Below are 26556 nucleotides of genomic sequence, written 5' to 3'. Positions count from 1 at the left end.
ATGAAGACGTCGACCGAAAAGGCCAAAGAGACCATAAAGAAGGAACTCAAATCTGAGCCCCTGGAAAGTGTGATAGACAGCATCATCTCCGAGAAGGTCGATATCAACCCGTCTGTTCTGGAACGCGAGAAATATTTCGAGATACCTGATAAAATGGTTATGTTTTACAAGTACAGTTACGGTGAACAGTCGTTCTTTTTTTCAGAACTCATGAATCACGCACAGTTATATGGTTCAAAGTGCAAGAACTGCGGAATTGTACATTTTCCTCCTAGGTTCATATGTTCTGAATGTTATGGTGAAACAGAATGGGTGAAGGTTAGCAACGAGGGGACTGTCCTGTCCAGCACAACTTCATGGTATGCAACCTCCGAGTTTTTCAATAAAGTTCCGTACGCCGTTGGTTACATTAAGCCCCTAGATGCAGATACTGGAATACTACAGAGAATAGATCTTAAAGAAAATGAAACCGTTGATCCTGGCACTAAGGTTACTGCCAAGTTCAAGGAAAATAGAAGGGGGACTGTTTCCGATTTTTGGTATGAAATAATGGAGTAATTGAATGACGGCGATCGAGCTTCTTCGCATGATGGAAGAAACACTTCTCAGGGACAACAAAGAAATTTTTTTATTTTATGATAAAAGTTATAGGTCCCGTGAAATAGTAAAAATGTACCGTTCTGTTGCAAAGTACCTTTCCAGCCGTGGAATAGGCAAAGGCGACGTTGTCGCTATAGATCTCCTCAACAGGCCGGAGCTTCTTATAATCGTGATGGGTTCATGGATGGCAGGCGCTACAGTAACTCCTATTAATGTTCACCTCAAAGAGCAAGAAATATCTTACCAAATTAAAGATTCTGGTGCCAAAATAATTTTTGGAGAATTAGCATACGGAGAAAGGATCGAAAAAGCGATCGAAAAATCTGGGATCAGCGTAGAGAAAGTTATAATGGACTTTGATAAATTAGACCTATCTAACGGCATTTATCAGACGGTATTTAATGGCGAAAGTGACGATACTTCCCCATCCTTTAATCCAGAAGATCTTTTCATTATTTATACTTCCGGTACAACAGGAGAACCCAAAGGCGTTGTCCTTTCCTCTACGAATATTTTTACAGAGGCCATTCAATTACAGCTATCTGTAAGTATGCAAAAAAGTGATAGGATGATCGTAATACTGCCGCTTTTCCATGTTAATAACCTCATGTTCAGCATCGCTTCCATTTTGAAAGGAGGATCTTTGGTTATCCTTAGAAAGTTTGATCCCGATGAGTTTTTCGAGAACGTAGAGAAATATCAACCAACACTATTTTCCGGAGTTCCAACCATTTTTAAGATGCTTTCAGATTTAGCAAGTCCTGATCATAAAGTTAGCCTATCTTCATTGAAAATTGGAATCTGTGGCGCTGCCCCTATGCCAGTGAAATGGTTTGAGAATTTTGAGAAATTTTACGGGATTAAAATAATAGAAGGATACGGAATGACAGAGGGCACTGTTGCATCAACTATAAATCCGAGATTCGGTGAAAGAAAAGTGGGATCAATCGGAATACCTTTGCCTGGACAGGACGTGAGGGTTTTTTCTGATAACGATGAAAATTTACCTCCGGGAGAGATTGGAGAGATTGTAATCAGAGGACCGAATGTAATGAAAGGATATCTCAACAGAAAACTTGAAACCGAAGAGACTCTGCGGAATGGCTGGCTTCACAGCGGGGATCTTGGATATATGGATAAAGAGGGCTATTTCTTCATAGTAGACAGGAAAAAGGACATGATAATACGTGGCGGTGAAAATGTGTATCCAAAGGAAATCGAAAACTTAATCAATACACTCCCTGAGGTATCAGAAGTTGCCGTCGTTGGAAGGTCTGACGATAAATATGGTGAAGAGGTAGTGGCATTCATTGTTAAGAAAAATGAGAACCTTACAGAAAGTGAAGTTATCGAGTTCTGTAAGTCCAGAATTGCGTGGTACAAGTGTCCTAAGAGCGTTTTCTTTCTTAATGAGCTTCCAAAAAACTCGGTCGGAAAAATCCAGAAGAATGACCTTAGAAAGCTGTTAAATTATAGTTAATTACCTCACCGTTATACTTTCGGTTGGGAACTTCATTACCGATCTTTTTGCATATATCAGCCTCTCTAACAGCTCCATGAAACTCTTTTTTATTGTATCTTTCAGATCGCTTTCAGATTCCATTGACGCGATGGATACGACTCTCTTGATGCTCTTACATATAAATTCTATCGGATTAAGATCGGGTGAATATGGCGGAAGGAATATGAGTTTCATATTCAATGACCCTATACTCTCCTTCACGGCTTTTGAATGATGGGGCCTGAAGTCGTACAGTATGATCATAATCGACTTTTCAGGTTTCAATTCTCTAGTCATCTTCAAAAAGAAGATAATATTCTCTTCCCTGGAATGATCCTGGAAGTCTACAACGCTATTGCCATTGAAGGAATAGAAACCGAAAATGTTGGTCCTGTGCTTTGAGGTATCCTTCACAATCTCGGGCTTGCTGAAGGACCATGATCTAGCCGTGTTCGCCGTGGTCTGTGGCGCAGACTCATCAAAGAATCCTATGATCGTGTCACCCGAATTTATTGAACAGAGTTTTTTGGCTTACCTTCGGCATCGTCAGATTTTCAGTAATCAACCTGATACGGTTTCGCGTGTTTCATCCTGAAGCCCTTCAATATCCTTCGAACCTGACGCTCTGAATATTCAACACCGAATCTTGTCTTTATGAGAACAACAATGCCGTTCAGATACCACAGATTCTTCGCTTCCAGCGATTCCTTCATTTCTTTTTTCTGATCTCCCGTCAGTTTTGATGGCCTACCACCTGCAAATCTTGGAACAAGTCCTTCGTAACCGGATTTATTCCATCTCTCGAGCCATTGGTATCCAGCTCTTCTTACAACACCCATATCCTTCGACGCTTCAATAACACCCATTCCAGTGCAAAGGAGCTTTATGAATATGAGTCTTGGGATGACTCTTGCTCTGTTCTTCTCCTCCCATATTCGTTTTGTTATGTCGGCTTCGCTGACTGATCTATTCACAATAAGTGTCCTGCCCCTTCCCACAAGGTCAGAATGACATATATGGATAAATGGCCATGGCAATCACTATAGTAGCTATCGTTGTTTCAGACATTTTTGGGATTTTTTCTAAGATTTTATGGTTTCTACCTTTTTCATATTCCTCTTATAGGAATCGCCAACTTTTCCAGTGAAAAAGCCACCCTTTTCAGATCTCTGTGCTTGTATAAACCTATTGATATCTTTGTTTTCCCTAAGTATGCTTTCAATGAGTCTTGATTTACTTAATCCAGTCTTTACGCACATGCTTTCTGCTGCCCTATTAAGCTCTGGGCTAATAGATATGGAAATTTTTACAGTTCCATTATTCTTATCCATACTCAGGTATTACTATTGTATTATTTAGGCGTTTTGATCGTCAAGAAATTTATCATTGGTAAGAATTTTTTCCATTGGTACTAGCTGCCCCCATTCTCTATCTATATATTTTCCACCTTTTATCGTGTAACCTAGCTGCTCGTAAAAGTAGACCTTATCCTCGACAGCCTCCAATAATATCCTATAGGCATTAAATGACCTACCAATATTTTCCGCCAGAGCCATCACTTCGGTGCCAATCCCATGTCCCTGATAAGCTCTATCCACTGCAAGTAGTTCTACTACCAAACTATTCCCGTAGAATTCTATATCGTGCCTAGTACCTTCTGTGTTACCAGAGTGAACTGTGAGTTCAATTACGGCAATAGGTTTTCCTTTTACCTTTTTGAGACATACAAGTGTATCTTCTCCCAAGGAATCCTGATGAAATCTTCCAAGTGAATAATCATCCATAACTTGATTTCCTGAAATTATCTTGTAATGCGTATCACTTTTCTTGATCCAGTGATATCTCCTTGGGAGTCTAAATTTTGGCCGCATTAGAGATATGTAATGTCTGTTTGTATAATAATACTTTTAGATAAAGTGGAACCTTTTCCGTGCTGTAACCACGCATTGTGTATAGGTGATTTTTTAATGAACCTTTAAAACGATCGGTTGCAAGCAGATCTATGTCCAGTGAATATTTCCATGGATTAAATGAATGGACTGCCCATCCACCAACGAGAACCGTGTCACCTGGTCTGTAATTTTTGTTTGTTATGCTCCAATTGAAAATGTATCTAAGCTCTATAAATGAATCTCTTGCAAGAGTATTTGTTTTGTTTTCTTCATCTACCAATATTACTCACCAGATCTTTCGCTGCTGTTCGCCCTTCCATGCCTAATCCTGCAAGGTCAAGTATATTCTGGCACACGTCTACAACTTTTATACCATTAAACATGGTCGAAGATTTCATCACATCTCTGTCAGGCAAGTACACTTTCAGGTCGCACCCACTTGTCTGTTCTCCAGAATATGTCCTGAGAATATCAATATCGGACGAATCTCTGAGGTATATGTATGCGGTATCCTCTCTCATTATTGATGACCCGTATAAAATGGCTGACGAATGGGCCGTGAAAGCATAATTCACTCCAAGCTTATTGAGATTCAAGGCCACTTCGTTCATACACTGGGTTGCAGTGTTAAAATTTGTTCTTATAGTCTCAAGAAGCTGACCATTGAGGGTTCTTTCCCAGGAAACTACATTGAAAAGCTTATCTAAATCGCTGATTTGAAACCCATAACCTGAAGTTACTATCCCGGAATCTGCAAGTTTATGAACTATTGCATTTGTCCATCCGTACGAAACACGGATTTTCTTCGAAATTTCAAGGATGCTGTATGATTTATCTATCAATAAGGAACAGACAATTTTCCATGCCTTTTCAGAAGTGGTTCTTAAAGGAGTTGTTTTTGGGCGCTCTAAAGAAGTAATTGAACTATATGCAATCGTCTTTGGAAACAGATATTGGTACAACCTTGAGGGAATAAGCAAAGTCTCTACTTCAAGTTTGGCAGCAAGTTCCTGAGTACTATAATCAATTGATTTCCCAAGGCAAACTGATCTCACCCTTTTCCTGCCAAACAGATGCATCTTCATCAAGTGGGAAAGTGCGTAGATCCTGTATATTGCGTCCTCTCCTATTCTTGGCTCTATTTTAACCAGTATAATAGTGTCTTCCGACTCAATTGCTAAATCTATACGTATTTCTCTTTCTCCAACAGGTATTGGATAAGACCAGTTTATTTTTACTTCCGAGGATGTGTGGAGTTTTTCTAGTATAAACTGACTAATTAGCTCAATATTTTTATCCATTTGTTTATCTGTATTCAGTGATACTTTATGAATGTATCACTGATAGCTATCAGTGATAAAATTTCAAAAAAAAAGGAAACTGGACTGGTTATTACATGAAACCCTTCGTTTTATTAGATATTTTTGTACATATTCTAGTTTCTAGACAAAATGTCAAAACAAGGAGAATCGAATAAGAATGATGATCCCATGGGCGACAGAATTTATATAATGTCTCTGGGCCCTTATACTGAAATGCCACCCTCCGTATTCTTGAAACTTCCTCGCATTAACGTTTGAGAACATTTACGATAAGATCGCTAGTTGAAGGTGTTTTCAACACGGCATTTATTACTAGCTACACTTTAAGTGTTATAGCGAAAGCAATCGATTAGTCAAGTCACTCAATAGTGTTTTTATAGTGGAAGTCATTATGCTTTTGGAAATGATTAAAAGAGTTATCGCCAGCAATTTTAAGAGTTTTGAATCTCTTGATATAAACCTATCAAATCTGAATGTTGTAATTGGCCAGAATTCAGCCGGAAAGTCAAATTACGTTTCTATATTTCAGTTTATTAGAGACATAGCAACTATCGGATTAAATAATGCAATTTCTCTTCAAGGCGGAATAGAATACTTGATGAATTTCAAGAATTATGACAAAAGTAATTTAGAAATTGAAATTCAGTTTGATGATAATCGGGCTTTCTTATTAGGCCCTCCTCCTGTGATTCGATTTTCGGACTTCTCCTACAAGATTATCCTGTATCCTTCTAAAGAAAAAAAAGGAATAAAAGAATACGTTGAAGTTCTCTCAATGAAGGGTTACAAAAAAGGAGCTGCCCTTGCGCAGAAATCTGTATATAAACTTATTTTGGAAAATGGCAGAATTCGCTGGGAGGGCGACAAAGAGGCTAAGGAAAGGGTACTTTCTTTCCCCGAATCCCTTAATTTAAAATTTGGAACTCTATTAAGAATTCCACCTTTATCACTTTTATTGGGCTTTACTTTTGGTGCTCAGATGCAGGTTTATGATTTTGACCCAAAATTATCTAGGAAGGCTATACCAATTACAGGAAGGGCTGAGCTAGAACCAGATGGTAGCAATACCACACTCTTGATAAAGAATTTAAAGGATGATCCGAAGAAATGGAAAGAATTCATTCGTTATCTGAAGGTATGCTTACCATTCATCAAGGATGTGTCCGTTGAAAACCAAGCAGATAAATCCATACTGTTTAAAGCGTTGGAAACTTACGATCCAAATACGGAGATACCAGCTCCTTTAATTTCAGATGGCACCATCGAGATTGTTTCTACAATTTACGCTCTGTTTTTCGAGAAAAAGGATCTTATTGTTTTAGAGGAGCCTGAAAGGAATATCCACCCAAAGCTTATTTCAAGCGTAATGCACCTGATTGAGGAAGCTTCTCGCGCAAAACAAATTATAGTAACGACTCACAGCCCAGAGATAGTGCGACAGGTTGGTATCAAAAATCTCTACGTAATCGATAGAGATGAAAACGGTTACTCGAAATTGATGCATGCTTCTGATATCGGTACAGTCAAAGCATTTCTGAGGGATAAAATAGGTGTAGAAGAACTATTCATAGATGGGATTTTGACTTGAACAGAAGGGAAAAGTATTTTTTTGTAGAGGGATTTTATGATGGACGCTTCTTTAGGGCAATAATTGATAATATCTTTAAGAACTTGCCCGCCAAAATAATACAATATTTTATCAAAAGGGATGAAAAAGTTGATAGATATATTATAAGTTTAGATGCTCAGCATATTTCTTTTCTTTTCATTGCTGATGAAGATCCAGACCACTTCAGTTCTAAGGAATCAAGGATTAACGAACTAACAAGGAGATTCCCACGTCTACCCAGAGAAAAAATCGTACTTATAGTACCGGAAATAGAGGGGTGGTACATAGCTGGCTTGCCGTCTCAAAAGGCGAGATCGCTGGAAATAAGAAATCTTCCAGATCCAGATAATTGCTCCAAAGAAAAATTTGTGTCTATTCTTCCTAGAAATACTGACGGGATACCCATAAGAAGTGAGATGCTTGAAAATTACGACTTAGCTCTTGCCATGAGTAAATCTACTTCTTTCCAAGAATTTGTGAATAAAGCAAAACAGATTTGAAACTTCTATGCATCTCTGGCTTCAAAATTTATCCAACCTAATAGAGTGAAGAAACCAGTATGATTGCAAACTCATTTGGATTTTAACCACTTAAAATTGCATCTATCATGCTATCCACAGTAGTAGTAAAACTGTTCCATTGTTCTCGCGCTTTTGAAGAATCTCTAAAATGTAACGCAGATCTCACATCTGGATACGTATTCTTTTCTCTTAATTTTCCCCTGGTCTTCAATAGTTTTTCTTTAAGGCTGTCACATCTCAGTTCCGTGAAGATTTCTATAACGCTCTCATGCGAGAATTTTCTATTGAAAATAGAGAACATATCTGAGATATCTTGCAATCTACCTGCCTGCATCTTCAATGCCCATAATGCCTCCAAACGGACTAATGGAACTTCTGTGATAGTAGAGCCGTTAAATCCAATAATTTTACTCATGGTTGGTTGTTTGGATATCCAGGTTTCCGGTATATCAACCTGGGCTTCCCTGTCCCGGACTGCTCCAATCAATAAATCAACACTCAATTCGCCCTTTGAGTAATGTGTATACCTCCCATCATAATTCTGTGGGTTCGGAATTGCAACTTTATCGATTGAAAATCCTTGCTTTATAAACCATTCATTTATTTTCTTAGACAATCTGATGGGTATTAGAAGGTTCAGGTCTCTTGAATACCTTAGTGTACCGTAACCTAGTACAGCATAACCTCCTATGACTACACACCCTTCTTCCCAAGGAAACCCGTCAAGAAGGAGAAGTGATTTCTTTTCCTTAAGTATCGAATCAATCTTCAATTAATTCATCTGCCTCTGCAAATATTCCACGGTGATTTCTAATAATTTCTAACGTCCTTTCCTTCGGGAGAACCCTTTCACCATTATGAATCACAGATTCCAGATGCTCTTTTGAAATAAGTTCTACGATTGCGCCGATCCTTCTTTTTCCCACAATCGGCACTGAATGTGATCTGAGGTATCTCTTCCATTTATCAATGTCACTAATAAGAACTTCAATATAGTAAGTTCTGAAATATGGGTTTGGACCAACCAAATATGCCCCATTTGTCCATTTTTCCACCGCAGTCGACCATGCCCAAACATATGGAAGAGGTGAAGAGTTCACTATCTTCTCAACTCTTTTCCATTCGTAGCTTCTAGTATCAATCCTTTCAGATGGTGTAAAAAGACGATATTTTCCTCTTCCTGTGCGCTCAATCAATCCCCTGAATTTTAATTCGGAGAGCAATTTAGCACTCCGCTCTGTTCTTAATAAGAGAGCAATATCTTTAGTGCTGAATTCAGAATCCTTAAAGTACAAACTAAGCACGTCAAAGTATGTTAATCCCATGTTCCGATATATTCGGAATTAGTATTAAAGGATTTCTGCAGCAGTCCCTGGAAATTTCGATTGTAAATAACTACGATAGGATATGACTAAACGTGTTGCAAATCCCTCGCAAAATGGGGGGCAAGCAAGTAACGGGGAGTAAGAATATCTAATGTATGCGTGGTTATCTTGATTGTAAGCCTATGGTAGTCGTGAAATGTCGTCGGAGGAATTGTTTTGGCGCAATAACCAGTACCAAAGGGGTATGAATTGTATGTCTCCCTCCTCTGTGGATCCATAGAGATCCCAGGTAATTATGCTAAGTCTACTGGATCCAAGCTCTTTAGAACCTTTTCTTAGGGATTTAACCTCTCTGGATGGGAGATCTGCCGTGCTTGATGCATATGAAACATTCAGGAGTTCGATCACCTTGCCACCCCGGCTTATAACAAAATCCACCTCCATCCCTTCCGCCTTCCCGTACTCTTTCCAGTAATTTAAAGAAAATTCTGAAAAGTCCTTCGAGCGCCTATATAGTTCGACGAAAACAATATTCTCTATCAAACGTCCCCAATCTCTGGACCTGAGCACTGCATTAATCAGCCCAGTGTCCACAACATAAAGTTTCCTTGGATAACTTTTTCTAGATCTAAATGACCGGGAGAATATTTCTAAATGGAATAAGGCAAAAACTTCTTCGAAGTAACTCAAGAGTTTTAGTGGTGTCTCATGGGAAACAGAGTAATTTATACCCTTCAAAAAATTGTATGTCTTTGAACCACTGAAATATTTCGAGTATGACTCGAACGAATGTTCCAAAAAAACTCGCAAAATGGAAGGCTCAACCCTGAATCTTTCGCCAACATCTTTAAGGATTATGGTATCAACATAAGATTTTAACAGGTTAAGCTTGTAACTTTCATTCAAAGCCACTTCGGGAAATCCTCCAAATTCAGCGTACTCACGGAGCATCTCAAGTATTTTTCCTCGCTCCTCGCTATGGAGCATGGCCTCCAGGTCACCAATATTACCTAACTCTTTTATGCGAATAAATTCCTTGAATGATAAAGGAAGAACGACAAAATCGATGCTTCTTCCACGAAGTTCTGTGGAAAGCTCTCTTCCAAGAAGCTTTGAAGAAGAACCTGAAAGGAAAATGTGAAAGCGCTTTGACTCATAAATCCTGTTTACCCATGCGCTCCATCCATTTACAATCTGGATCTCATCTAAGAAGAGGTAGATATCCTTCTCTGGCTGTGGCTTGGCCAATTCGTAAAACGAGGTAAGAAGATCACTAAGATCGGAAGCATCCAGGCGCCTCAATTTTTCATGTTCAAAATTTACATAAAGAATATTGTTTTTTGGGATAATCTTCTTAAGCGTATCAATTGTGTTATACATGATAAAAGTTTTTCCAGCCCTTCGTGGCCCAGCGATAGAAATGATAAACGTTGTATCTTTAGGTATTGATAAATCTCTCTCAACTGCCTTAGGGAGTTCTGTCAGAATATAATCCGAAATAACTGCGTAAAAATCCCTTTTCCTATTCATATATCGTTATTTTAATCATTGATATGAAGTTACCTATCACAGGACAATTTCAATGCTAAATTATCCTGAGAGAGGATAACTTCCACCATCGATACTGACCTCCGTCCTTATAGCGCTAAGAATCTAATTATTAAGGAAATCGCTATTTTTCGGTATATTATATTCTATTTATTAATCTGGAGCAGATCATTTTCAAATAGTCAACAAGATAGCAATCTCAGGTTCTCTTGGCCTGGTACTTCAAGCGTATGCATCGTTAACATGTTTTCGTTTATTCTCTGAGTATGCTTCAACTATTTCTGATTCACATTTTTTGCAACTAAGTATGTGAAAATTCAGCAAGTAATCATATTTCACTTTTGTCAGGATTTCTTGAAAAACTCTTCTTAGCTCTCATTAAGACGTATTCTTAGCCGTCTTGTTTTTGTACCCGCGTATCCACTCATATATCTCAGAACACACATCACGCAATAAAAACAATGTTCTTGATTGACTATCCAGTTTCCACTTGGATTTTACAAAACAAGTCGATAAGCTAGAATCAAGTGCAGCTAGGAAATCATGCAAATGTTTAGGCACTAAATCGAAATTAGGCCTAATCATGATTAGATTTATTGATCGAAACTCCGAATTGGAGACATTGGGCAAGGAGTGGTCTTTACCTGGTGCAAAGTTACTTTTCCTATATGGAAGAAGATGAATAGGTAAAACAACTTTGCTTTCTGAATTTTTCAAGGATAAACATGGATTGTTCTATATTTCGGAAGATATCTATTACAAATTGCAGGTTGACGATTTTGGAAAAAATCTTGCGGATTTCCTGCAAGATAAATTTCTACAAAATACTACTCTTAACGAATGGGAGAGTCTTCTTCAGTACCTGCCAAGGACAATCGACCCCAGCAAAAATCTTTCTGCGAATGCAAATGGAAAGGCGAAATCGATCACACCAAGATACTGCCGAATCTGAAAAGAGAGGCAGAAAAATTCTTAAGAGGAAAAAATTTCAGTAGAGTCTCTTATCAAATAGTAGCAAAGAGCTTTCGACATAAAGTTCAGAATGATGATCTTATTCTCACTGATCTCTTTGATTTATAGAAGAGACCTTCCACCCTGTAAATAAATGAGGATTAAGATCAATTCAGTCATGATATTCGCTTACTATAATAGACGAATAATTGATATATTCGTATAATATGATGTACGTATGGAAGAAAAGCTCCTGGCCAGATTCAATGAATGGTGGGTATCTGGAAAGGTACGAAATGAACTGGCTAAAACGTTTGTCAGAAATGAATATAAACTCGCTGGTGAACTTCTCACCGACCGGCGTATTACCATAATATATGGATTGCGGAGGGTAGGCAAAACAACAATTATGTATCAGTTGATTTCTCGCCTACTTCAAAAGAACATAGATCCCAGATATATTTTCTATTTCTCGTTCGACGATTTATCAGGTGATTTCGATGACGTTCTGACTAGTTATTTTGAGAAGATATTGAATATCCCGGTCTTCAACGCACACAGCGTATACATTTTTCTTGACGAAATACAAAAAGTCAAAGACTGGGAGAATAAACTGAAAATATATTATGACCTCTATCCGGGCCTTAAATTCACCGTATCCGGATCAGCATCGCTCAACGCGTCCAAAAGATCATCCGAAACCCTTGCAGGTCGAATTTTTAAATTAAAAATCGATCCGATCTCATTTAGAGATTTCTTGCACTTAAAGGGCTACGAGGTTTCAATCGACAAACTCAAGCTGGCAGGTGAAACGTTGAAACCGCTATTTTTTGAATATCTGAAGAAAGGCGGGTTTCCTGAGTTGATTAACGAGAATAATCAATGGAAGATCTCTGAATATATAAGAAGCATTGTTCTAGATCGAGTTATCTACTTCGATATTCCGCAGGAATTTGGTATTAGAGATATTCAACTTCTTAAGAAGCTTGTTGAAATCTTTCTTCATAATCCTGGGATGATCATTAACATTGACAAACTTTCTTCAACGCTTGGAAGAAGCCGTACTACCATTGGAAATTTTATTTCCTTCCTCGAGTACTCGTTCATCATTCGGCTTGTCAGCAATTTCAGACCTGGAAATTTTTCAAGCTCAAGAAAATTAAAAAAGGTCTATCCATACAGCACAGCGTTTACCTATGCAGTCGAGCCATCCGAACATGACGAGTCATTTCCATATGTCTTGGAGAATGCTGCTCAGTTTTTCCTGTCAACTGACATGTACTTCAGAGATGGATCAACAGAGATTGATTTTGTGAAAACACTAAATGGCAACGTGATTGCTGTCGAGGTGAAAAATGGAAACATAGATTATAAGGCAATTGCAAATTCTTTAAGTAAGCTTAACTTAGATTCAGGTATTATTCTTAACATGGACAGTTTTGAAGCCAGGGAATATAACGGTATAAATCTCTTCTTGTACCCTATCTGGGCATTCGCACTCTATCCTGACGAGATTCTTAAGCAATTCTTGGAAAAATACTATACTCATGAAAAACATTGATAACAGTTTGCCTAAGCATCACAAATTCACGGGCATATATGTCCACTAATCTAATATATATAGACCAGAATAACAACAATTAATGTCAATATTAAACTATATCTTTGTCTGTTTAATGGATCAGTCTAATGTTTTCACTCGGTCTCCTATTGCTTTTTTCAGAGTATCTGTATATTTATTGAATGTTTCCTCGTCTAAATGGGCTAGCTTTTCATAATTATTGTGCATCAGTTTGTATTTGAGGTTATCTGAATTCGTGGAAATGTCTAATGAGGGTAACTCAAGAAATTTACCCTGAGAAAGTGTTATGCTCTTTATATCGACATAGTTAATTTGTTGGAAATCAGGTGGGTTCTTTGTGATTTCGCCTTCTATATTTTTCTCGATTTGAAGACCATCGGATATTGCCTGGTCAATGATCTCTTTATGTATAATCTTTGAATCTTTGTATGTGCCATAAGATTCGACAGCTGTGTTAGGAACTAGGGTTAACGGATCAGAGAGAAGGTAATCTCTTGTTTCCTTCCTGATATATTTTTTGTTCATCACATCAAATATCAATATAGAATCTTCGGTGAATATTAGGTGATGTATGTTAGTCGTATGTCCCCGTTTCCAAGCGTTATCTATTGAACCTAGTATTGTTACCATAATTTAAGATGATATGACTATATAAGAAGATTTTCCAAAATTGTGAAGATTTCCCTAGGATTTCGGCTTTGAAAATGAATTGACAATAACTCTTTTCGAATAAGACTTTATTTCAGAAAAACATGCCATTTCAACATGGCGCAAAATGAAATTATTAAAGCTATAGGAGATAAAAACAGGATCATGATAATTCAATTATTAGAGAAAAATGAAAGTATGACCTACACAGAGATACTGAATGAGATGAATATTTCTACTGGTCTTCTGAATTACCACCTTAAAGTCCTTTTTCCAATGCTAAATAAAAACGGTAACAGGTACTCCCTAAATGAATATGGAAAGGCAGCTTCTCAACTCATCCCGTTAATGTCTGTTTCTCGTAAAATAGGGAACATTGGACCACTTGGAAATGTGTCGATAGATACATTTGTCGGCCTTTTTTGGTTGATGTTGGCGATTTCTGCTGGAGGCGTTATTTTACTGCTTGCTCAGCCTGGAAGATTTTCGATGGTCTTTCTTTTAATAACAAGCGCCATCACTGCGTTCTTTATGTTTAAAATTGACAAGGCTAACGTTAATAGATCTATATTCGCTGGTTCTTTAGCAATGACTGCGCTAGTAGATAGTGCAGCTTTTGGGATGTATATTAATTATGGTCCTTCAGGGATAAGTTTGAATCCATATCTCCTCGTTTCTTTTCTTGTACCTGCGTTGATATTCACACTCTTTGTTTTGCCGTTTACCATTAAGAGCAAAAGGATGCTTCTTGTTGGCCTTCCTATTTTTCTTATAATATCTCTATTCGTACCAATGGCATTGATTTTTCAGAGGATATTTTATCCTTCATCAATGGGAACGTGCGGAACAGCATACACCCCGTTTCCCATTATTTTTTATCTCGCCATAATAATCATAGCGATGTTTCTACTCAAAGGGGAATACGACCTCAGTAGCAAGAGAAATGATACATGATAATGTTTTTGTGAGCATACTTGTTCATGCAAGCTGGAATCAATAGTTTCAATATCAGCATGCCTCCTGAGTTTATTAAATTGCAAAATGTAGTGGAACCGTGATATAATTTTCTTAATATTTAGCAAAGATGCGGGATGTAGTTATGTATCTCTGTTCCTTTTGTCAGAAGACTGCTATTTTATTCTTTGTGAAACTCTCAGAGTATCCTTGAGATCGTAGGTAAGAATATATTATTATAATACTAAGTATTATGAGTATAATTATCATGTTCCTGGACCGAGAAGATGAAATAAGCACAATTGACAAAATATACCAATCAGAAGGCGCCTCATTAGTTGTCTTATATGGCCGTAGAAGGATAGGAAAGACAGAGTTGTGTTATCATCTGATTAGGAAGTACTCAGGACTTTATTTCTTGTTCGATAGTTTTAATTTGAATCGTCTTCTGAACAATTTTTCCGAAACAATGTACCATGCAGGGGCACTTCCAGTTAAACCTTCAATAAAGAGCTTTAGGGAGTTCTTTGTTTTGTTGTCTCAGATTTCACAATCTAGGAAAATTTTAGTTGTACTAGATGAATTTCAAAGAGGTATCGATCTTGATAAAGACTTGAACATTGAGCTCCAGGCATTATGGGATCAGACTCTAAGCAAAAGTCAGATCAAGCTTATTTTAACCGGTTCTGCTGTTGGCGTAATAGAATCTGATCTCCTTTCCCACTCCTCTCCACTTTACGGGAGGAGAACCGCACAACTGAAAATGAAGTCTCTGAGTTTCAAGGGCGCTATTCCTTTTTTTAAGGACATTGGTCCACAGGATATGGTGAGGGCATTTTCTGTTTATGGAGGAACACCTATGTATCTCCTGAACTATGATCCAAAACTGACGCTAAAGAGAAACTTAAAGACCTCCATGCTGAACAAAATGAGCTTGCTTTTTCAGGAGCCATCCTTCATCCTTTCCGAAAATACTAGAGAGCCCATGCGTTACATGGATATTCTTGAAAATATGGCTTCTGGAGCTTCTACATTGTCCGAAATTGCTAACAAGGCAGGGATAAACCAGACTGAGATACCCAAATATATGCACTACCTTACGGAAGGCCTAGATATAGTCGAAAGACGTTACCCCATATTTGAATTCGGCAAACGGGGTCGAACTAGATACAGAATTGCGGACAATTTTTTCAGGTTCTGGTTTAAGTTTATCAGAGATAAAGTACCTATGATAGAGTTTGGGCTTTCGGATGCGGTTTCTGACGTAATTATGAAAGGATTAGATGAATATGTTTCCAAAATATTCGAAGACATTTGTATTGAACATATAGCAACCATGGTTAGAACAAAAAAAATTTTTGCCACAGATATAGGGAGATGGTGGTTCAGAGAAACTGAGATAGACGCTGTAGCGGTTGATTCTCGTTCGTCCACCGTGTATTTTTCCGAATCTAAATGGACTAACAGGAAAGTTGGACGCGATACACTAAATGAGCTCATTAAGAAATCTGAACTTTTTCCTTGGTACAAAGAGAGAAGAAACAACAAATACATAATTTACTCCCGATCTGGTTTCTCTTTTAGTGACGAAGATGTTCTGCTCATAGATCTTATAAAAATGATGAATGACTTTATTAGCGACAAAACTCAGTCTTATTAAAACCACTCAAAAAAGAGTCCCAAGCCGATACTTGTGTACTCTCCATTAATTTCTCTAAAGTTAATGAAACATCTCTCTCTTCTTGCAAATTTGCTATGTTTTAAGAATGATTATCCCAGCTAGAGACTGTATTTTTGAAGAGGCTGTAAATTTCGCTGTTGTATCCTATACTACATTCCTAAGTATATTAAAATGCTCAAACTATAAATATACCCATTGGATGAATCGAGTAATGACAATAATAAGTAGTAAACGAAAAATTGCAGTAGCAATTGCGTTGATTATGGTTTTGTCTGGATTTGTCGTTTTCGGTGGGCATTCGTCTGTCGCGCACTCATCGACTGTGACAAATGCAGCAACTGCGAGCAACCAGAGTACGCTGTATCTCTCCCCGGGACCAACTGCCGCGTTCGTGGATAATTTTAACCCGTTCAACGTATGGACAACTCCTGCTGGGATTATGGGATTCATTTTTGAGCCGTTGTTCCAGATAAATACATACAATGGAACTGTACTGCCCTGGTTGGGAACGTCGTATAAGTTTAGCCCTAATGGCATGTACCTTAACATCACATTGCGTCATAATGTAACTTATAGCAATGGTGCTCCCTTCAACTCACAAGATGTTGTTTATACCTTTAATCTTGAAAAGAAAGCTCTTGGTTCATGGCCAGTTATAAGCAACATTACCGCCGTAGGTCCATACCAGGTCTCGTTCAAATTCACTTCACCACAGACCCAGTATCTCTTCTATATCGGATCACAGGTTATTTTCCCGGTAAACGAGACATGGGAAAATGCAACATCTAACGGCGTTCCTGATCCCCAAAGTCAGATAGTTACAGATCCGATAGGAACTGGACCATATATACTGCAGAGCTTCAGTCCTCAAAAGATAGTGCTTACGAAAAATCCTCATTACTGGCAACCAAATGAACCAAAAATTACAAACGTAGTCTATGTTGATTATACCAGCAACAGTGCACTTGCACTCGCTTTGGCGGAGGGTAAGGTCGAATGGGCCTCTGTCTTTGAACCAAACGTGACTCAATTATTTACAGCCAATAATCCCGCGCATAACAAATACTGGTATCCTCCGGGGCAACAGACTACCATAGTCCTGAATAACCTCATCTACCCGCTTAACCAGACATTCTTCAGAGAAGCACTGAGTGTGGCTATCAATAGAACAGCTATAGACAACATCGGAGAATATGGATACGAGACACCCGCAAATGGCGCGAATATACTGCAGCAGCAGATGTCGTATCTTAACACGTCTAACACGAATTTGGCCAACAAATTTGCAGAATACAACGTTACTCTCGCACTAAGCATACTATCAGACCACGGATATAAACTCAATTCAAAGGGTCAGCTCACTGCCCCTAACGGAACTGTAGTTCCTGATTTGAACTTGATGTCTGTGGCGGGTTACACTGACTGGGATACGGACATAACCATCATTGCAAAAGATCTCAAGGCGATCGGACTCACCATTACAACGACAACACCCACTTCAAGCGTTATAGCAAGCGACATATCTGACGGAAATTACCAAATGGCACTTGATACAGTTACAGGAGTTGGACCTACGCCATATTATGATTATGGCGGCTTCATTGGCAACATTGTCCCCATTGGAAATACTTCATATATCAATGAGGAGAGGTGGAATTATTCCTCAACTAATTTTATGACTTACTACAACAACTACACGCTTACAGGAAATCTGACCTACCAAAAGAGCGATATAAACCACATGGTAACAATCGTTACGGAACAGATGCCTATGATTCCTCTGGTCTACTCTGCTCAGTGGTATGAATACGTGAATACTTCAATAGGTGGATGGCCGAATGCCTCGAATCCGTTCTGGATACCTGTTCCATGGTACCCAGGGCCGTCTGAAGTTGTGATGCTTCACCTGTATCCACTGAACACCTCTGCTACACCTAATAAAGGAATTAGTCCGTTAACCTATGACTATATTGCTGTCGGCGTTGTGGTCGCAGTTGTAGCAATAGGCTCTGTTCTCTACCTAAACAACAAAAAGCAAAAGAGAAAGAATGATTAAATATCATTCTTTAATTTGGTGGTTAGAACGTCGCTTCCTGTAAAATATATACTAAAAAAACTTACTGTTTTTTTAATAGTTTTTTTTGGGGCCTTGATCCTTAATTTTGTTTTGCCTAGGCTTATTCCGGGTGACCCTGCTTACACAGTTTATGAAGATGTCCTGAGAGAAGGAGGCGGCTCCATAAATTTGACATATCTCCATCAACTAGAAGTTGAATACGGGATATCAAATAAACCGATATACGTTCAGTTCTTCACCTATGTAATCGATCTTTTTCACGGTAATCTTGGGGTTTCGATCGCTTATTACCCAGTTCCAGTTGCAACAATTCTTGCCGAGGCTCTCCCCTGGACACTTTTCCTTGTGATCTCGTCCATAACACTATCCTTTTTCATAGGAAACAGACTGGGACGATATGCGGGAATGAATCGTAACACCTCGAAGGACCTGGCCGTTGACCTTTTCGCCATGTTCATGGCTGCGTTCCCGGCATTTGTTCTCGCCTTCATCATGCTTGACATATTCTCAGTCTACGGCAAGCTTTTTCCTATTGGAGGAGCATATTCTTCAAGCGTAAACATGGGATTCAATGCCCCTTTTATCATAAGCGTGCTCTACCACGCTGTACTTCCGGTAGCTACGATAATGCTTACATCCCTCGGGGGGTGGGTTCTTGGTATGCGGAATAACATAATTCCGAACGTCAACAGCGATTACATAAATTTTTCCGAGAATCTTGGCATGAAGGATTATCAGTTAAAGAGAATAGCATACAGAAATGCAATACTGCCGAACCTGACAGGATTTTCCATGTCTATCGGTTTATCAGTAAGCGGGGTCATAATAGAGGAATCCATATTTTCATATCCTGGTGTTGGCTTGTACATGATCACTGCCATAGATAATCTTGATTACCCGCTTTTGCAGGGGATATTCCTTATGGTCATAATAGCTGTGCTGGTGGGTAACCTCGTGGTTGATATACTCTATGGCTTTCTCGATCCGAGGATAAAGCAGGAAGGTGAATGACTTGGATGGTCTCAAAGACGGATCAGACTTGCCAAACAAAATCTCGAATAACAGCATAATCTCTCTTTTAAGGAAACTCTACAGTCCGCTTTCGGTCCTTCTCCAGAATAACAAGGCGAAGGCAGGCTTCTTTCTTCTTGTTTCAATCCTTGTTTTCGCTGTTGTTGGTATTTTTTATACCCCGTTCAGCCCAAATGCTTACCTCTTCCCTAAATCTCTGCCGCCCAGCGGCGTTAACTTGCTCGGTACTACGGTATATGGACAGGATGTTTTTTCCCAGCTTCTAGCGGGCGCTGCTCCAACTCTGATGATAGGCTTTTCCGTTGGAATTTTCGGAACGATGATTTCCATTTTTGTTGGTGTTCTTTCTGGATTTGCCTCGAAGAGGGTCAATGAGATAATCAATGGAGTTGTCAATATATTCCTCGTCGTCCCGGGAGTTCTGTTAATAATGCTTTTCGGTTCGTACTTTCTTGGAATGCGGCAGAATCTTGGCTACGTTCCTACCATAATTATCCTTGTTATTACGGGATGGGCTTTTGGTGCTAGAACTTTCCGTTCTGTCACCTTGTCGGTGGGAAAGAGAGATTTCATTCTATCCTCCATACTTATTGGCGAGAATAGACTAAATATCATTTTCAGGCAGATAATAAAATCAATAATGCCTGTTATCGTCTCCAATTTCTTCTTCACTGCCATGTACGGAACCATGGGACTCACATTTGTGGAATATTTAGGCGTTGGTAACCTTCAGCAGGTGAACTGGGGGACAATGCTTTACTGGGCCATAAACAATGAGGCTTATCTCGTCGGCGAATGGTGGTGGATTCTTCCCCCAGCGATCATGATCTCTGTATTGATGTTTGCGTTCATTCTGCTGAACTTTGGAATGGATCAGATTGCAAATCCATCGCTCAGGGTCTACGGAAAGAAAAAAGTAAGGAAGGTTGAATCGTGAGTATTTTGTATACGCAAAACTTATCAAAAACTTTTGACGTAAGAAAGAGTCTTACCAAACAGGAAAAAATCAGAGCTTTGATCGATGTAAACATTGAACTAAGAGAAAAGGAGATACTTGGCATAGTGGGTGCCAGTGGAAGTGGGAAAAGCACTCTGGCAAGGACGCTGGTATTTTTATACCGCCCTACATCCGGCAAGATTTTCTATAAGGGTGATGATATAACGCCTTACAAGGGTAAGAAATTAAAAGAGTATAGGGGAAACGTTCAGATGGTTTTTCAGGATCCTTACGCTTCTCTTGATCCAAATCACTCTGTTGAATGGCACATAAAGAGGCCTCTTCTTATATCCGGCTATAAGGGAAATGTCAGCGAAAGAGTTTCAGAACTGCTCACTGATGTAAGACTGAATCCTCCGGAGCAATATAAACAAAAATATCCACACCAGCTCTCCGGTGGCCAGAGACAGAGAGTTTACATGGCTCGTGCACTTGCCCTGGAACCTGAGATCCTGATTGCTGATGAGCCCGTTTCCATGCTCGACGTCTCTCTAAGGGTAGAGATACTTGATCTTCTCGTTTACATAAGAAATACTATGGGAATAAGCATAGTTTACATCACGCACGATCTTAACACTGTCAGCATGATAACGGATCGATTGTATGTTTTGAATAAGGGAAAGGTCGTTGAATCTGGATATACGCAGGATGTTGTAAAGAGACCTCAGGATGACTACACAAGGCGTTTGATGGAAGCCGCACCCGATCCTTTCAAGAAGATAGAGGTGAGCAATTATGGGAACCATCCTTGATGTAAGGAACCTCTCCGTCGGATATCATGGGGAGGGAGGGATCTCGACCATAATCTCCGATCTAAGTCTTTCTGTAGATCAAGGTGTTATTTTTGGAATCGCAGGAGAATCGGGTTCTGGGAAAAGTACACTTGCTCAATCGGTGTATAATTCGCTAAAGTACCCCGGTGAAGTCCTTAACGGAGAGGTGATGTACGATAATAAAGACCTTCTGAAGATGCCTAAAAATGAGCTCAGAAAAATAAGAGGAGTTGAAATCAGTTTTATCCCGCAGGCAGCGATGAACGCCTTAAATCCCGTTAAGCGTATTGGTGATCAGTTTGAAGATGTATTCGTGGCCCACGGTGTTGATCCTTCTGAAGGCTCATCAAAAGTCTCAGAGGTTCTTACTCTCGTCCGACTCAACAAGAATATTTTGATCAATTATCCTCATGAGCTGAGCGGAGGTATGAAGCAGAGGGTTGTTATTGCAATGGCCCTAGTTATGTCCCCAAAGCTTGTAATCCTGGATGAACCAACCACCGGCCTCGACGTCCTGGTAGAACATGATATCCTGGTTGATCTTAAGAACATTCAAAGAAAAAAGCAGCTGACAATGGTACTTATCACGCATGATCTCTCAATTCTGTATGAAATTTCTGATCAAATAGCCATGATGTACGCAGGTGAGATCACTGAACATGGGGATCGAGAACTCATGCTTAATGAGCCGGCCCACCCTTACAATTACCTGCTTCTGAAGAGCATTCCTAGGATCGGAGTGAAAAGGTATGATGGAATTAAACTGAAAGGCATGCCTACAAATTTTGACCCGTCATATCCGGGCTGCCAATTCAGTAGCCGATGCCCGTACATGACAGGTGAATGTGAAGTCTCCCATCCTGATCTCGTCAAGTTAGAGGGTAAGAATCACTATTACAGGTGTTTGAGATACCCGGAGTGGAAAGCATAAAATCTCCAGAGAATCTGGAAAGTTTGTTGACACAAAATTTAACACGTACCCTTTCCACGAAGTTCTGGAGTGCTTCTTTTTTAAACTGAAATTTTTTCGTGCTTGAGGAAAAGGAAAGTTTTATAAAATGAGACAGCTATGAAGCCATCCATCAGATCTTTTCTTCTGCCATCCATCTCTGTTCTTCCGGAACTCCTTCGTTTTCTATTATGCTTTTCAGGACAAATGCGCTGGGTCTAAGCCGGCGCTGTTTTGTTACGGGATCGAAACCGTATATTCCAAAGTGCATTTGAAAGCCGTTTGCCCATTCGTAGTTGTCAGTTAAAGCCCAGTGAAAATATCCATTGACCCTAATCCCCTTGCTTATGGCTTTCTCTATCCTGTCTATGTGAGAAACTATATACCTTGGTCTCAGGGTATCATTGTAGTCTGCAATGCCATTTTCCGTTATGAACATGGGCATATGGTACTTCTTGTGGTATTCCATCAGGAGGTTGTAAATTCCGTCAGGGTAGACTTCCCAGCCCGCTTCACTAACTGAACGCCCGTCAAGCGACTTGTTTCTGTTGCCCGTTGCATAGCCGTATCCCTGCATGACCTTCCATGGATTACCGTCACTCTGCACGACATCCCTGCTGTAATAGTTTACTCCTATCCAGTCAAGCTTGTTTTTCATGTCCGTTCTGAAATCATCAGTAGGTTCTTCGGATGAATCTGCTATATTTTGGTTGTAGTCCTTCATGTCACCATTGATTATAGAATCAAAGAACGAGTACCTCTGAACATATGTCATTGTGTCTTTGGCTCCAGCATCTTCAGCGGTGTGAGGCTGTACGTCGCCATTTGCATATATTATGCCTACAGGTTTTTTTGAGATTTTCCTTATTGCATCATAAGCACGTGCATGTGCTTCAGCGAATTTTTTCTTTCTCACGCTTAGCGCCTTCAGACCTGTGTCATGGCTGCAACCGAGAAAAACCATATTTGGCTCATTCATGGTGCACCAGCTGTCTGCCAGCTCATCAAATTTCCAAGCTATATAAGATGCAAATTTGGAAAACTCGATCGCCTGCCTTTGCTCAAAGCCTCCACCCATTGGGCGCCCATATATTCCGTCACCATTACCGTCGGGATTGTTTATCCACAACGGGACAGTCCAGTGATAGAGATTTATGATCAGGTAGTCCATTTTGGACTTGAAATCGGAGAAAATTTCTGTGTAGTGTTCCAGGGCAGAATGATTTGCAAGCTTGTCGAGTTTCTCTAAATCTTTCTCGGAAATGTCGACGGCAATCAGGTCACTGCCATCTTCCTCTATGTCTACGTTAACGGATTCAGTGGATTTCGGGAATATCCTGGACCACTCCACACCCAGCCTGGCTGAGTTCATACCCATCCTCTTGGCGTTGTCATGATCCGTCCGGAACAGATCCCAGTAAGCGGGGCCATTTTCAGGGAAATCACCGGAAACTAATCTTTTTTCAATATTTCTTCTGTCGTGAACCCACTGGTACCAATCTGAATTAGTATCTGGGTCAGAGAGTCCCATCTCAAACTGAAATCCGGCTTCGGAGAAACCAACTTTAAAGCCTTTCGGTAACATTGTTAATAATTTTCCGTTCCTATTTGAATATTGTCGCTAATACAATACTCATTTCTGTAGTATTTCTGGCTTAAGCATAACGAATAGCATTCTGAAACGTTCCAGTGTTGACGTTTTCCCACCAACAGAGTATTCCTGACCTTTGATTCTCATAAAGAACGAATTTCTCACCAGCGGAATTTTCTCAACCTTGAATATCTCTCCGTCAAGTTCTCTGTAATCATCCAAGTAGTAACCTTTCAGATGCGCATTTATCTTGAAGCCGTGTGCAAGGTAGTATTCAATTATGTCGCAAGCAAGCCAGATTGTCCGAAGTCTTATGGATTCATTGCTCACATTGTCCACATAAATATTAGCATTTTGCCACACTGTATGGTTAAAGTAGTAAGATATTACGTGTATAAAATTATCCTCTTCGAAGTAAAGAGCAACCTCGGTCTCCTTCCTTTTTGTATCGATCTTCATTATGCATTGCTTTCTGTCCGATATCACCAGCTCAATCGGTTTCGCCTTCATAGTCCTAACAAAACAGTTCCCCTGGAACTTTTCTCTGAGTTTCTGGTCTCCTTCAAGAAATACCAGTACGAGCAGCGTAACGCCTTTCTTCTGCAGGTTGAGGAGAGAAGGGTAAATAGTTTTAAACCTTTCATAGTTGACGGATATTATGAGTTCATCCTGGGTTTGGTCTATCATCGAAAGGATCCTGTCAGTAACATGTTCCTCTCCTTCGATAAGAGAGATGAAAGAAAGATAGTTGTCGGAATAAATCTTCATGTTCTGGACATATCTTTCCAGGTTGAAGCTGTAGGATTCCAGCCATTTACGTTCCTTCTCCAAGATGTACGAGACAGGAATTGCTTTGTATAATTTCTTCTTACCAATGCTACCTTGTATAAACCCCTTTTTCTCCAGAGAACCAAAAAGATCATATACCCTTGGCTGCGGTATATTGGTCTCTTTTACGACTTCGGTAGATGTCATCTGTCCCTTTAACAGAAGAGTCTTGTAGATCTTTATTTCGTAGTTGCTCAGGCCGAGCTTCGAAAGACCATCAAAAATGTCTTCCTGCATACTTACTACATGTATAATGATCTAATAAGAGTATTTAACTGAGGAATATAGCCATTGATACTCAAGTTATAATCCAAATGAAAGGCACAGATCTAAGAACTTCCATGAGAAATGATAGATTTACGATAAAAAACCTGTCTTTAGTGGAAGCGTGAGAATTATGTTTACATGTTCGAGGATCACGTTCCACGATCGGAGACGGAGGATTTTCCTCTCAGGATTGTGGAAAACAAGAGAAGCAGGAGACAGCACGTTGAAAATGATATTGATTTTGTAAAGCTATATCTTCTTTCGGATTTGACCAAGAACCCTTAGAGAATATAAAAACTATACAAGTAATGTAAATATTTGGAATACGCTTTCAATATGTACAAGAATGATCTTAAGACCGACTGGTGATCCTTGAGAAATGACCACATGATGAGAGCCCACATTTTCTTAAACCTTCTTTCGCTGTATCTTCACTTTCATATCCTGGACATGATAGATGGGAAAAGCAGTGTTTGGATGTTCCGCTCATCTTATCAAGGACCAGGATTTAAAGGATGGAGCGATCAGAAATGGTCAGCGAAATTTCAAAGAAAGTCAATGAACTTGTATCGAAACTTAATATGAATTTAGTTATATTACACAAAACTTCGTCAATTAAGGTTTAAACTTATGCGTGTCAGGGAATTATACAGCGTAGTGCTATTCAAATAACTAATCAGATATGCTTATTTGACCTGTTTGGCCATTATAGTGCATATGCCAATTACTCATAGTCTCTCTTCCGATAAGACAATGAAACGGCTGATTGGCTAAATCCACTTCTGTCGCTCTCAAAATATCATAATTTTTTAGATTGGATCCTGGAAAACTCAGAGATACAAAATAAACAGGGGATATTTTTGCCCCATTAGCTGTCAAATTATTCGTTATTCCCTTTTTCTTTAGACCCAAGGTAGAGGCGATCGTCTTATCAATAGCAAGACCTGATGCCCCAGTATCCACAAGGGCCTTGCAAAGAAATGGTTGAGGAGTTTGCACTCCCTGAGTCTGGAGTGTGGAAGCAGTGGGCATGTCCGGAGATATTGCAACATTCAAAATTATGCCGCTTTGTGCTAAAACTGATGCTCCAAGTGAAGGATTCCATTGAAAGTGTATCTTTTTAGGATCATTGGGATCAGAGGCTGTTTTAAAGCCCATCGGAGAGAGTGTAAGTAACCCCATTCTAAGCCACCGACGCAAGGAAATTCAATGGTTGTTGCTCTACCATTTGAATTATCAAAACATCCTCTACCCCAAATAGTTCAAGGGCCTTTTTATGTGCATCCTGAAAATTAGAAAATGATCCATGTACTTTTTTATTCTTAATTAGGATAAACATATTTTGGTATTCTCGCATAAATTTCTGCTTATTTTCCTTATAGAATTCAAGGTCTTCTTCAAATGTCATAATTACGTATCTCATTTCTGCGTAAATACTTTTGTTACAGTATGCATTATCATAATTTAGTTTATTTTACTCTGGAATGCCTTCTTGAATGGAAACCATGAAATATCATTAAAGTACACCACCAAATGCAACTGTAAGAGGCACCATATACTGAGTTCAAGAAGATACAGACATTCCTTGATAATTTCTCACAATTGTGCACCCCTGTTCCAATAATAAATAACGCGCCTGAGATAGACCTTGAACATAGGGGTAAGTAGACTTCATAAGTTATATAAATTCCGTATTCTGCAGTATAGTTCACTGTCTGGTGAATTCAGATCCTTTAACCGTTTCTGGATGGTTTTCACTACAGCAATCAAATTAGAGCATGCGGGCTATGCGTTTGTTCCCCAAGTTGAGTGCGATAATGAGTAAGAAACGAAGCTTATGTATTGCCCAGTAACAGGAAACTAATATATGTAAGGAATTCGTTACATTATGGTAATGATATGCTTCTT

The 26556-nt window shown here is 39.3% G+C and carries 27 protein-coding genes and 1 pseudogene; 14 read left to right on the top strand and 14 right to left on the bottom strand.

What is annotated here, in order from left to right; genetic code table 11:
- Together LVQ96_04415 and LVQ96_04410 are read left to right on the top strand one after the other, a co-directional pair.
- Positions 1-558 (top strand): Zn-ribbon domain-containing OB-fold protein, encoded by a 558-nt coding sequence (locus LVQ96_04415; GenBank protein MCW6170398.1) that lies wholly within the window; start codon positions 1-3, stop codon positions 556-558.
- A 4-nt stretch (positions 559-562) separates the two neighbouring features.
- Entirely contained in the window at positions 563-2080 is a 1518-nt protein-coding gene (locus tag LVQ96_04410) for an AMP-binding protein (GenBank protein ID MCW6170397.1), read from the top strand.
- Here the strand turns inward: LVQ96_04410 and LVQ96_04405 are convergent, their stop codons facing one another.
- The 6 genes from LVQ96_04405 to LVQ96_04380 form a co-directional block, all read right to left on the bottom strand.
- Positions 2081-2593, bottom strand: a complete 513-nt coding sequence (locus LVQ96_04405; GenBank protein ID MCW6170396.1) for a transposase — start codon at positions 2591-2593, stop codon at positions 2081-2083.
- Positions 2594-2655: 62 nt separating this feature from the next.
- Entirely contained in the window at positions 2656-3075 is a 420-nt protein-coding gene (locus tag LVQ96_04400) for a helix-turn-helix domain-containing protein (GenBank protein MCW6170395.1), read from the bottom strand.
- Positions 3076-3183: 108 nt separating this feature from the next.
- Complete coding sequence (locus tag LVQ96_04395) at positions 3184-3432, bottom strand: hypothetical protein (GenBank protein MCW6170394.1); 249 nt, start codon at positions 3430-3432, stop codon at positions 3184-3186.
- Between the two features lie 24 nt (positions 3433-3456).
- Positions 3457-3972 carry a GNAT family N-acetyltransferase gene (locus tag LVQ96_04390; GenBank protein ID MCW6170393.1) on the bottom strand — a complete coding sequence of 172 codons (516 nt, stop codon included), beginning with the start codon at positions 3970-3972 and terminating at the stop codon, positions 3457-3459.
- On the bottom strand, positions 3956-4273 hold the full coding sequence (locus tag LVQ96_04385) for a hypothetical protein (GenBank protein ID MCW6170392.1): 318 nt from the start codon (positions 4271-4273) through the stop codon (positions 3956-3958). The genes LVQ96_04390 and LVQ96_04385 overlap by 17 nt, the downstream gene beginning before the upstream one ends.
- Positions 4263-5294, bottom strand: coding sequence for a hypothetical protein (locus LVQ96_04380; protein ID MCW6170391.1), 1032 nt, complete (start codon positions 5292-5294; stop codon positions 4263-4265). The genes LVQ96_04385 and LVQ96_04380 overlap by 11 nt, the downstream gene beginning before the upstream one ends.
- Before the next feature lie 424 nt (positions 5295-5718).
- Between LVQ96_04380 and LVQ96_04375 the strand changes: the two genes are divergently transcribed.
- Both LVQ96_04375 and LVQ96_04370 read left to right on the top strand, forming a co-directional pair.
- Entirely contained in the window at positions 5719-6903 is a 1185-nt protein-coding gene (locus LVQ96_04375) for an AAA family ATPase (protein MCW6170390.1), read from the top strand.
- Complete coding sequence (locus LVQ96_04370; GenBank protein ID MCW6170389.1) at positions 6900-7424, top strand: hypothetical protein; 525 nt, start codon at positions 6900-6902, stop codon at positions 7422-7424. Before LVQ96_04375 ends, LVQ96_04370 begins: the two co-directional genes overlap by 4 nt.
- A gap of 82 nt (positions 7425-7506) precedes the next feature.
- Here the strand turns inward: LVQ96_04370 and LVQ96_04365 are convergent, their stop codons facing one another.
- From LVQ96_04365 to LVQ96_04355, 3 genes are all read right to left on the bottom strand, one after another.
- Positions 7507-8217, bottom strand: a complete 711-nt coding sequence (locus LVQ96_04365) for a hypothetical protein (GenBank protein ID MCW6170388.1) — start codon at positions 8215-8217, stop codon at positions 7507-7509.
- Complete coding sequence (locus LVQ96_04360) at positions 8207-8770, bottom strand: hypothetical protein (GenBank protein ID MCW6170387.1); 564 nt, start codon at positions 8768-8770, stop codon at positions 8207-8209. The genes LVQ96_04365 and LVQ96_04360 overlap by 11 nt, the downstream gene beginning before the upstream one ends.
- 180 nt (positions 8771-8950) lie before the next feature.
- Positions 8951-10300 (bottom strand): ATP-binding protein, encoded by a 1350-nt coding sequence (locus LVQ96_04355; GenBank protein ID MCW6170386.1) that lies wholly within the window; start codon positions 10298-10300, stop codon positions 8951-8953.
- A 715-nt stretch (positions 10301-11015) separates the two neighbouring features.
- On the opposite strand from LVQ96_04355, the gene LVQ96_04350 reads away from it, so the two are divergent.
- Positions 11016-11270, top strand: a complete 255-nt coding sequence (locus LVQ96_04350) for a hypothetical protein (protein ID MCW6170385.1) — start codon at positions 11016-11018, stop codon at positions 11268-11270.
- A gap of 237 nt (positions 11271-11507) precedes the next feature.
- On the top strand, positions 11508-12830 hold the full coding sequence (locus tag LVQ96_04345; GenBank protein ID MCW6170384.1) for an ATP-binding protein: 1323 nt from the start codon (positions 11508-11510) through the stop codon (positions 12828-12830).
- 120 nt (positions 12831-12950) lie between these two features.
- Here LVQ96_04345 and LVQ96_04340 read toward each other — a convergent pair whose 3' ends face one another.
- On the bottom strand, positions 12951-13481 hold the full coding sequence (locus LVQ96_04340) for a hypothetical protein (protein ID MCW6170383.1): 531 nt from the start codon (positions 13479-13481) through the stop codon (positions 12951-12953).
- A 135-nt stretch (positions 13482-13616) separates the two neighbouring features.
- Between LVQ96_04340 and LVQ96_04335 the strand changes: the two genes are divergently transcribed.
- From LVQ96_04335 to LVQ96_04305, 7 genes are all read left to right on the top strand, one after another.
- Complete coding sequence (locus LVQ96_04335; GenBank protein ID MCW6170382.1) at positions 13617-14453, top strand: winged helix-turn-helix domain-containing protein; 837 nt, start codon at positions 13617-13619, stop codon at positions 14451-14453.
- 253 nt (positions 14454-14706) lie between these two features.
- Positions 14707-16113: an ATP-binding protein gene (locus LVQ96_04330; protein ID MCW6170381.1), complete on the top strand. Its 1407-nt coding sequence runs from the start codon at positions 14707-14709 to the stop codon at positions 16111-16113.
- Between the two features lie 232 nt (positions 16114-16345).
- Positions 16346-18190 carry an ABC transporter substrate-binding protein gene (locus LVQ96_04325; protein MCW6170380.1) on the top strand — a complete coding sequence of 615 codons (1845 nt, stop codon included), beginning with the start codon at positions 16346-16348 and terminating at the stop codon, positions 18188-18190.
- 111 nt (positions 18191-18301) lie between these two features.
- A complete protein-coding gene (locus tag LVQ96_04320; protein ID MCW6170379.1) occupies positions 18302-19222 on the top strand; it encodes an ABC transporter permease in 921 nt (306 codons plus the stop codon).
- Position 19223: 1 nt separating this feature from the next.
- Positions 19224-20180 (top strand): ABC transporter permease, encoded by a 957-nt coding sequence (locus LVQ96_04315; GenBank protein ID MCW6170378.1) that lies wholly within the window; start codon positions 19224-19226, stop codon positions 20178-20180.
- On the top strand, positions 20177-20992 hold the full coding sequence (locus LVQ96_04310; GenBank protein MCW6170377.1) for an ATP-binding cassette domain-containing protein: 816 nt from the start codon (positions 20177-20179) through the stop codon (positions 20990-20992). The genes LVQ96_04315 and LVQ96_04310 overlap by 4 nt, the downstream gene beginning before the upstream one ends.
- Positions 20976-21944, top strand: a complete 969-nt coding sequence (locus LVQ96_04305; protein MCW6170376.1) for an ABC transporter ATP-binding protein — start codon at positions 20976-20978, stop codon at positions 21942-21944. The genes LVQ96_04310 and LVQ96_04305 overlap by 17 nt, the downstream gene beginning before the upstream one ends.
- Before the next feature lie 151 nt (positions 21945-22095).
- On the opposite strand, the gene LVQ96_04300 is transcribed toward LVQ96_04305, so the two are convergent.
- On the bottom strand, positions 22096-23547 hold the full coding sequence (locus LVQ96_04300; protein MCW6170375.1) for a glycoside hydrolase family 1 protein: 1452 nt from the start codon (positions 23545-23547) through the stop codon (positions 22096-22098).
- A gap of 48 nt (positions 23548-23595) precedes the next feature.
- On the bottom strand, positions 23596-24618 hold the full coding sequence (locus LVQ96_04295; protein ID MCW6170374.1) for a TrmB family transcriptional regulator: 1023 nt from the start codon (positions 24616-24618) through the stop codon (positions 23596-23598).
- A 121-nt stretch (positions 24619-24739) separates the two neighbouring features.
- Between LVQ96_04295 and LVQ96_04290 the strand changes: the two are divergent.
- Positions 24740-25274: pseudogene (locus LVQ96_04290) on the top strand (IS1634 family transposase).
- Between the two features lie 46 nt (positions 25275-25320).
- On the opposite strand, the gene LVQ96_04285 reads toward LVQ96_04290, so the two are convergent.
- Positions 25321-25830: a retropepsin-like domain-containing protein gene (locus LVQ96_04285; protein MCW6170373.1), complete on the bottom strand. Its 510-nt coding sequence runs from the start codon at positions 25828-25830 to the stop codon at positions 25321-25323.
- 1 nt (position 25831) lies between these two features.
- Positions 25832-26056, bottom strand: a complete 225-nt coding sequence (locus tag LVQ96_04280; protein MCW6170372.1) for a hypothetical protein — start codon at positions 26054-26056, stop codon at positions 25832-25834.
- Positions 26057-26556: the final 500 nt, after the last annotated feature.

Source organism: Thermoplasmatales archaeon, from assembly GCA_026127925.1.
In the GTDB taxonomy this organism is placed as follows: Archaea; Thermoplasmatota; Thermoplasmata; order Thermoplasmatales; family Thermoplasmataceae; genus JAKAYB01.
The sequence above is the reverse complement of the archived record's forward strand: the minus strand, read 5'-3'. Positions and strand labels throughout refer to the sequence as shown.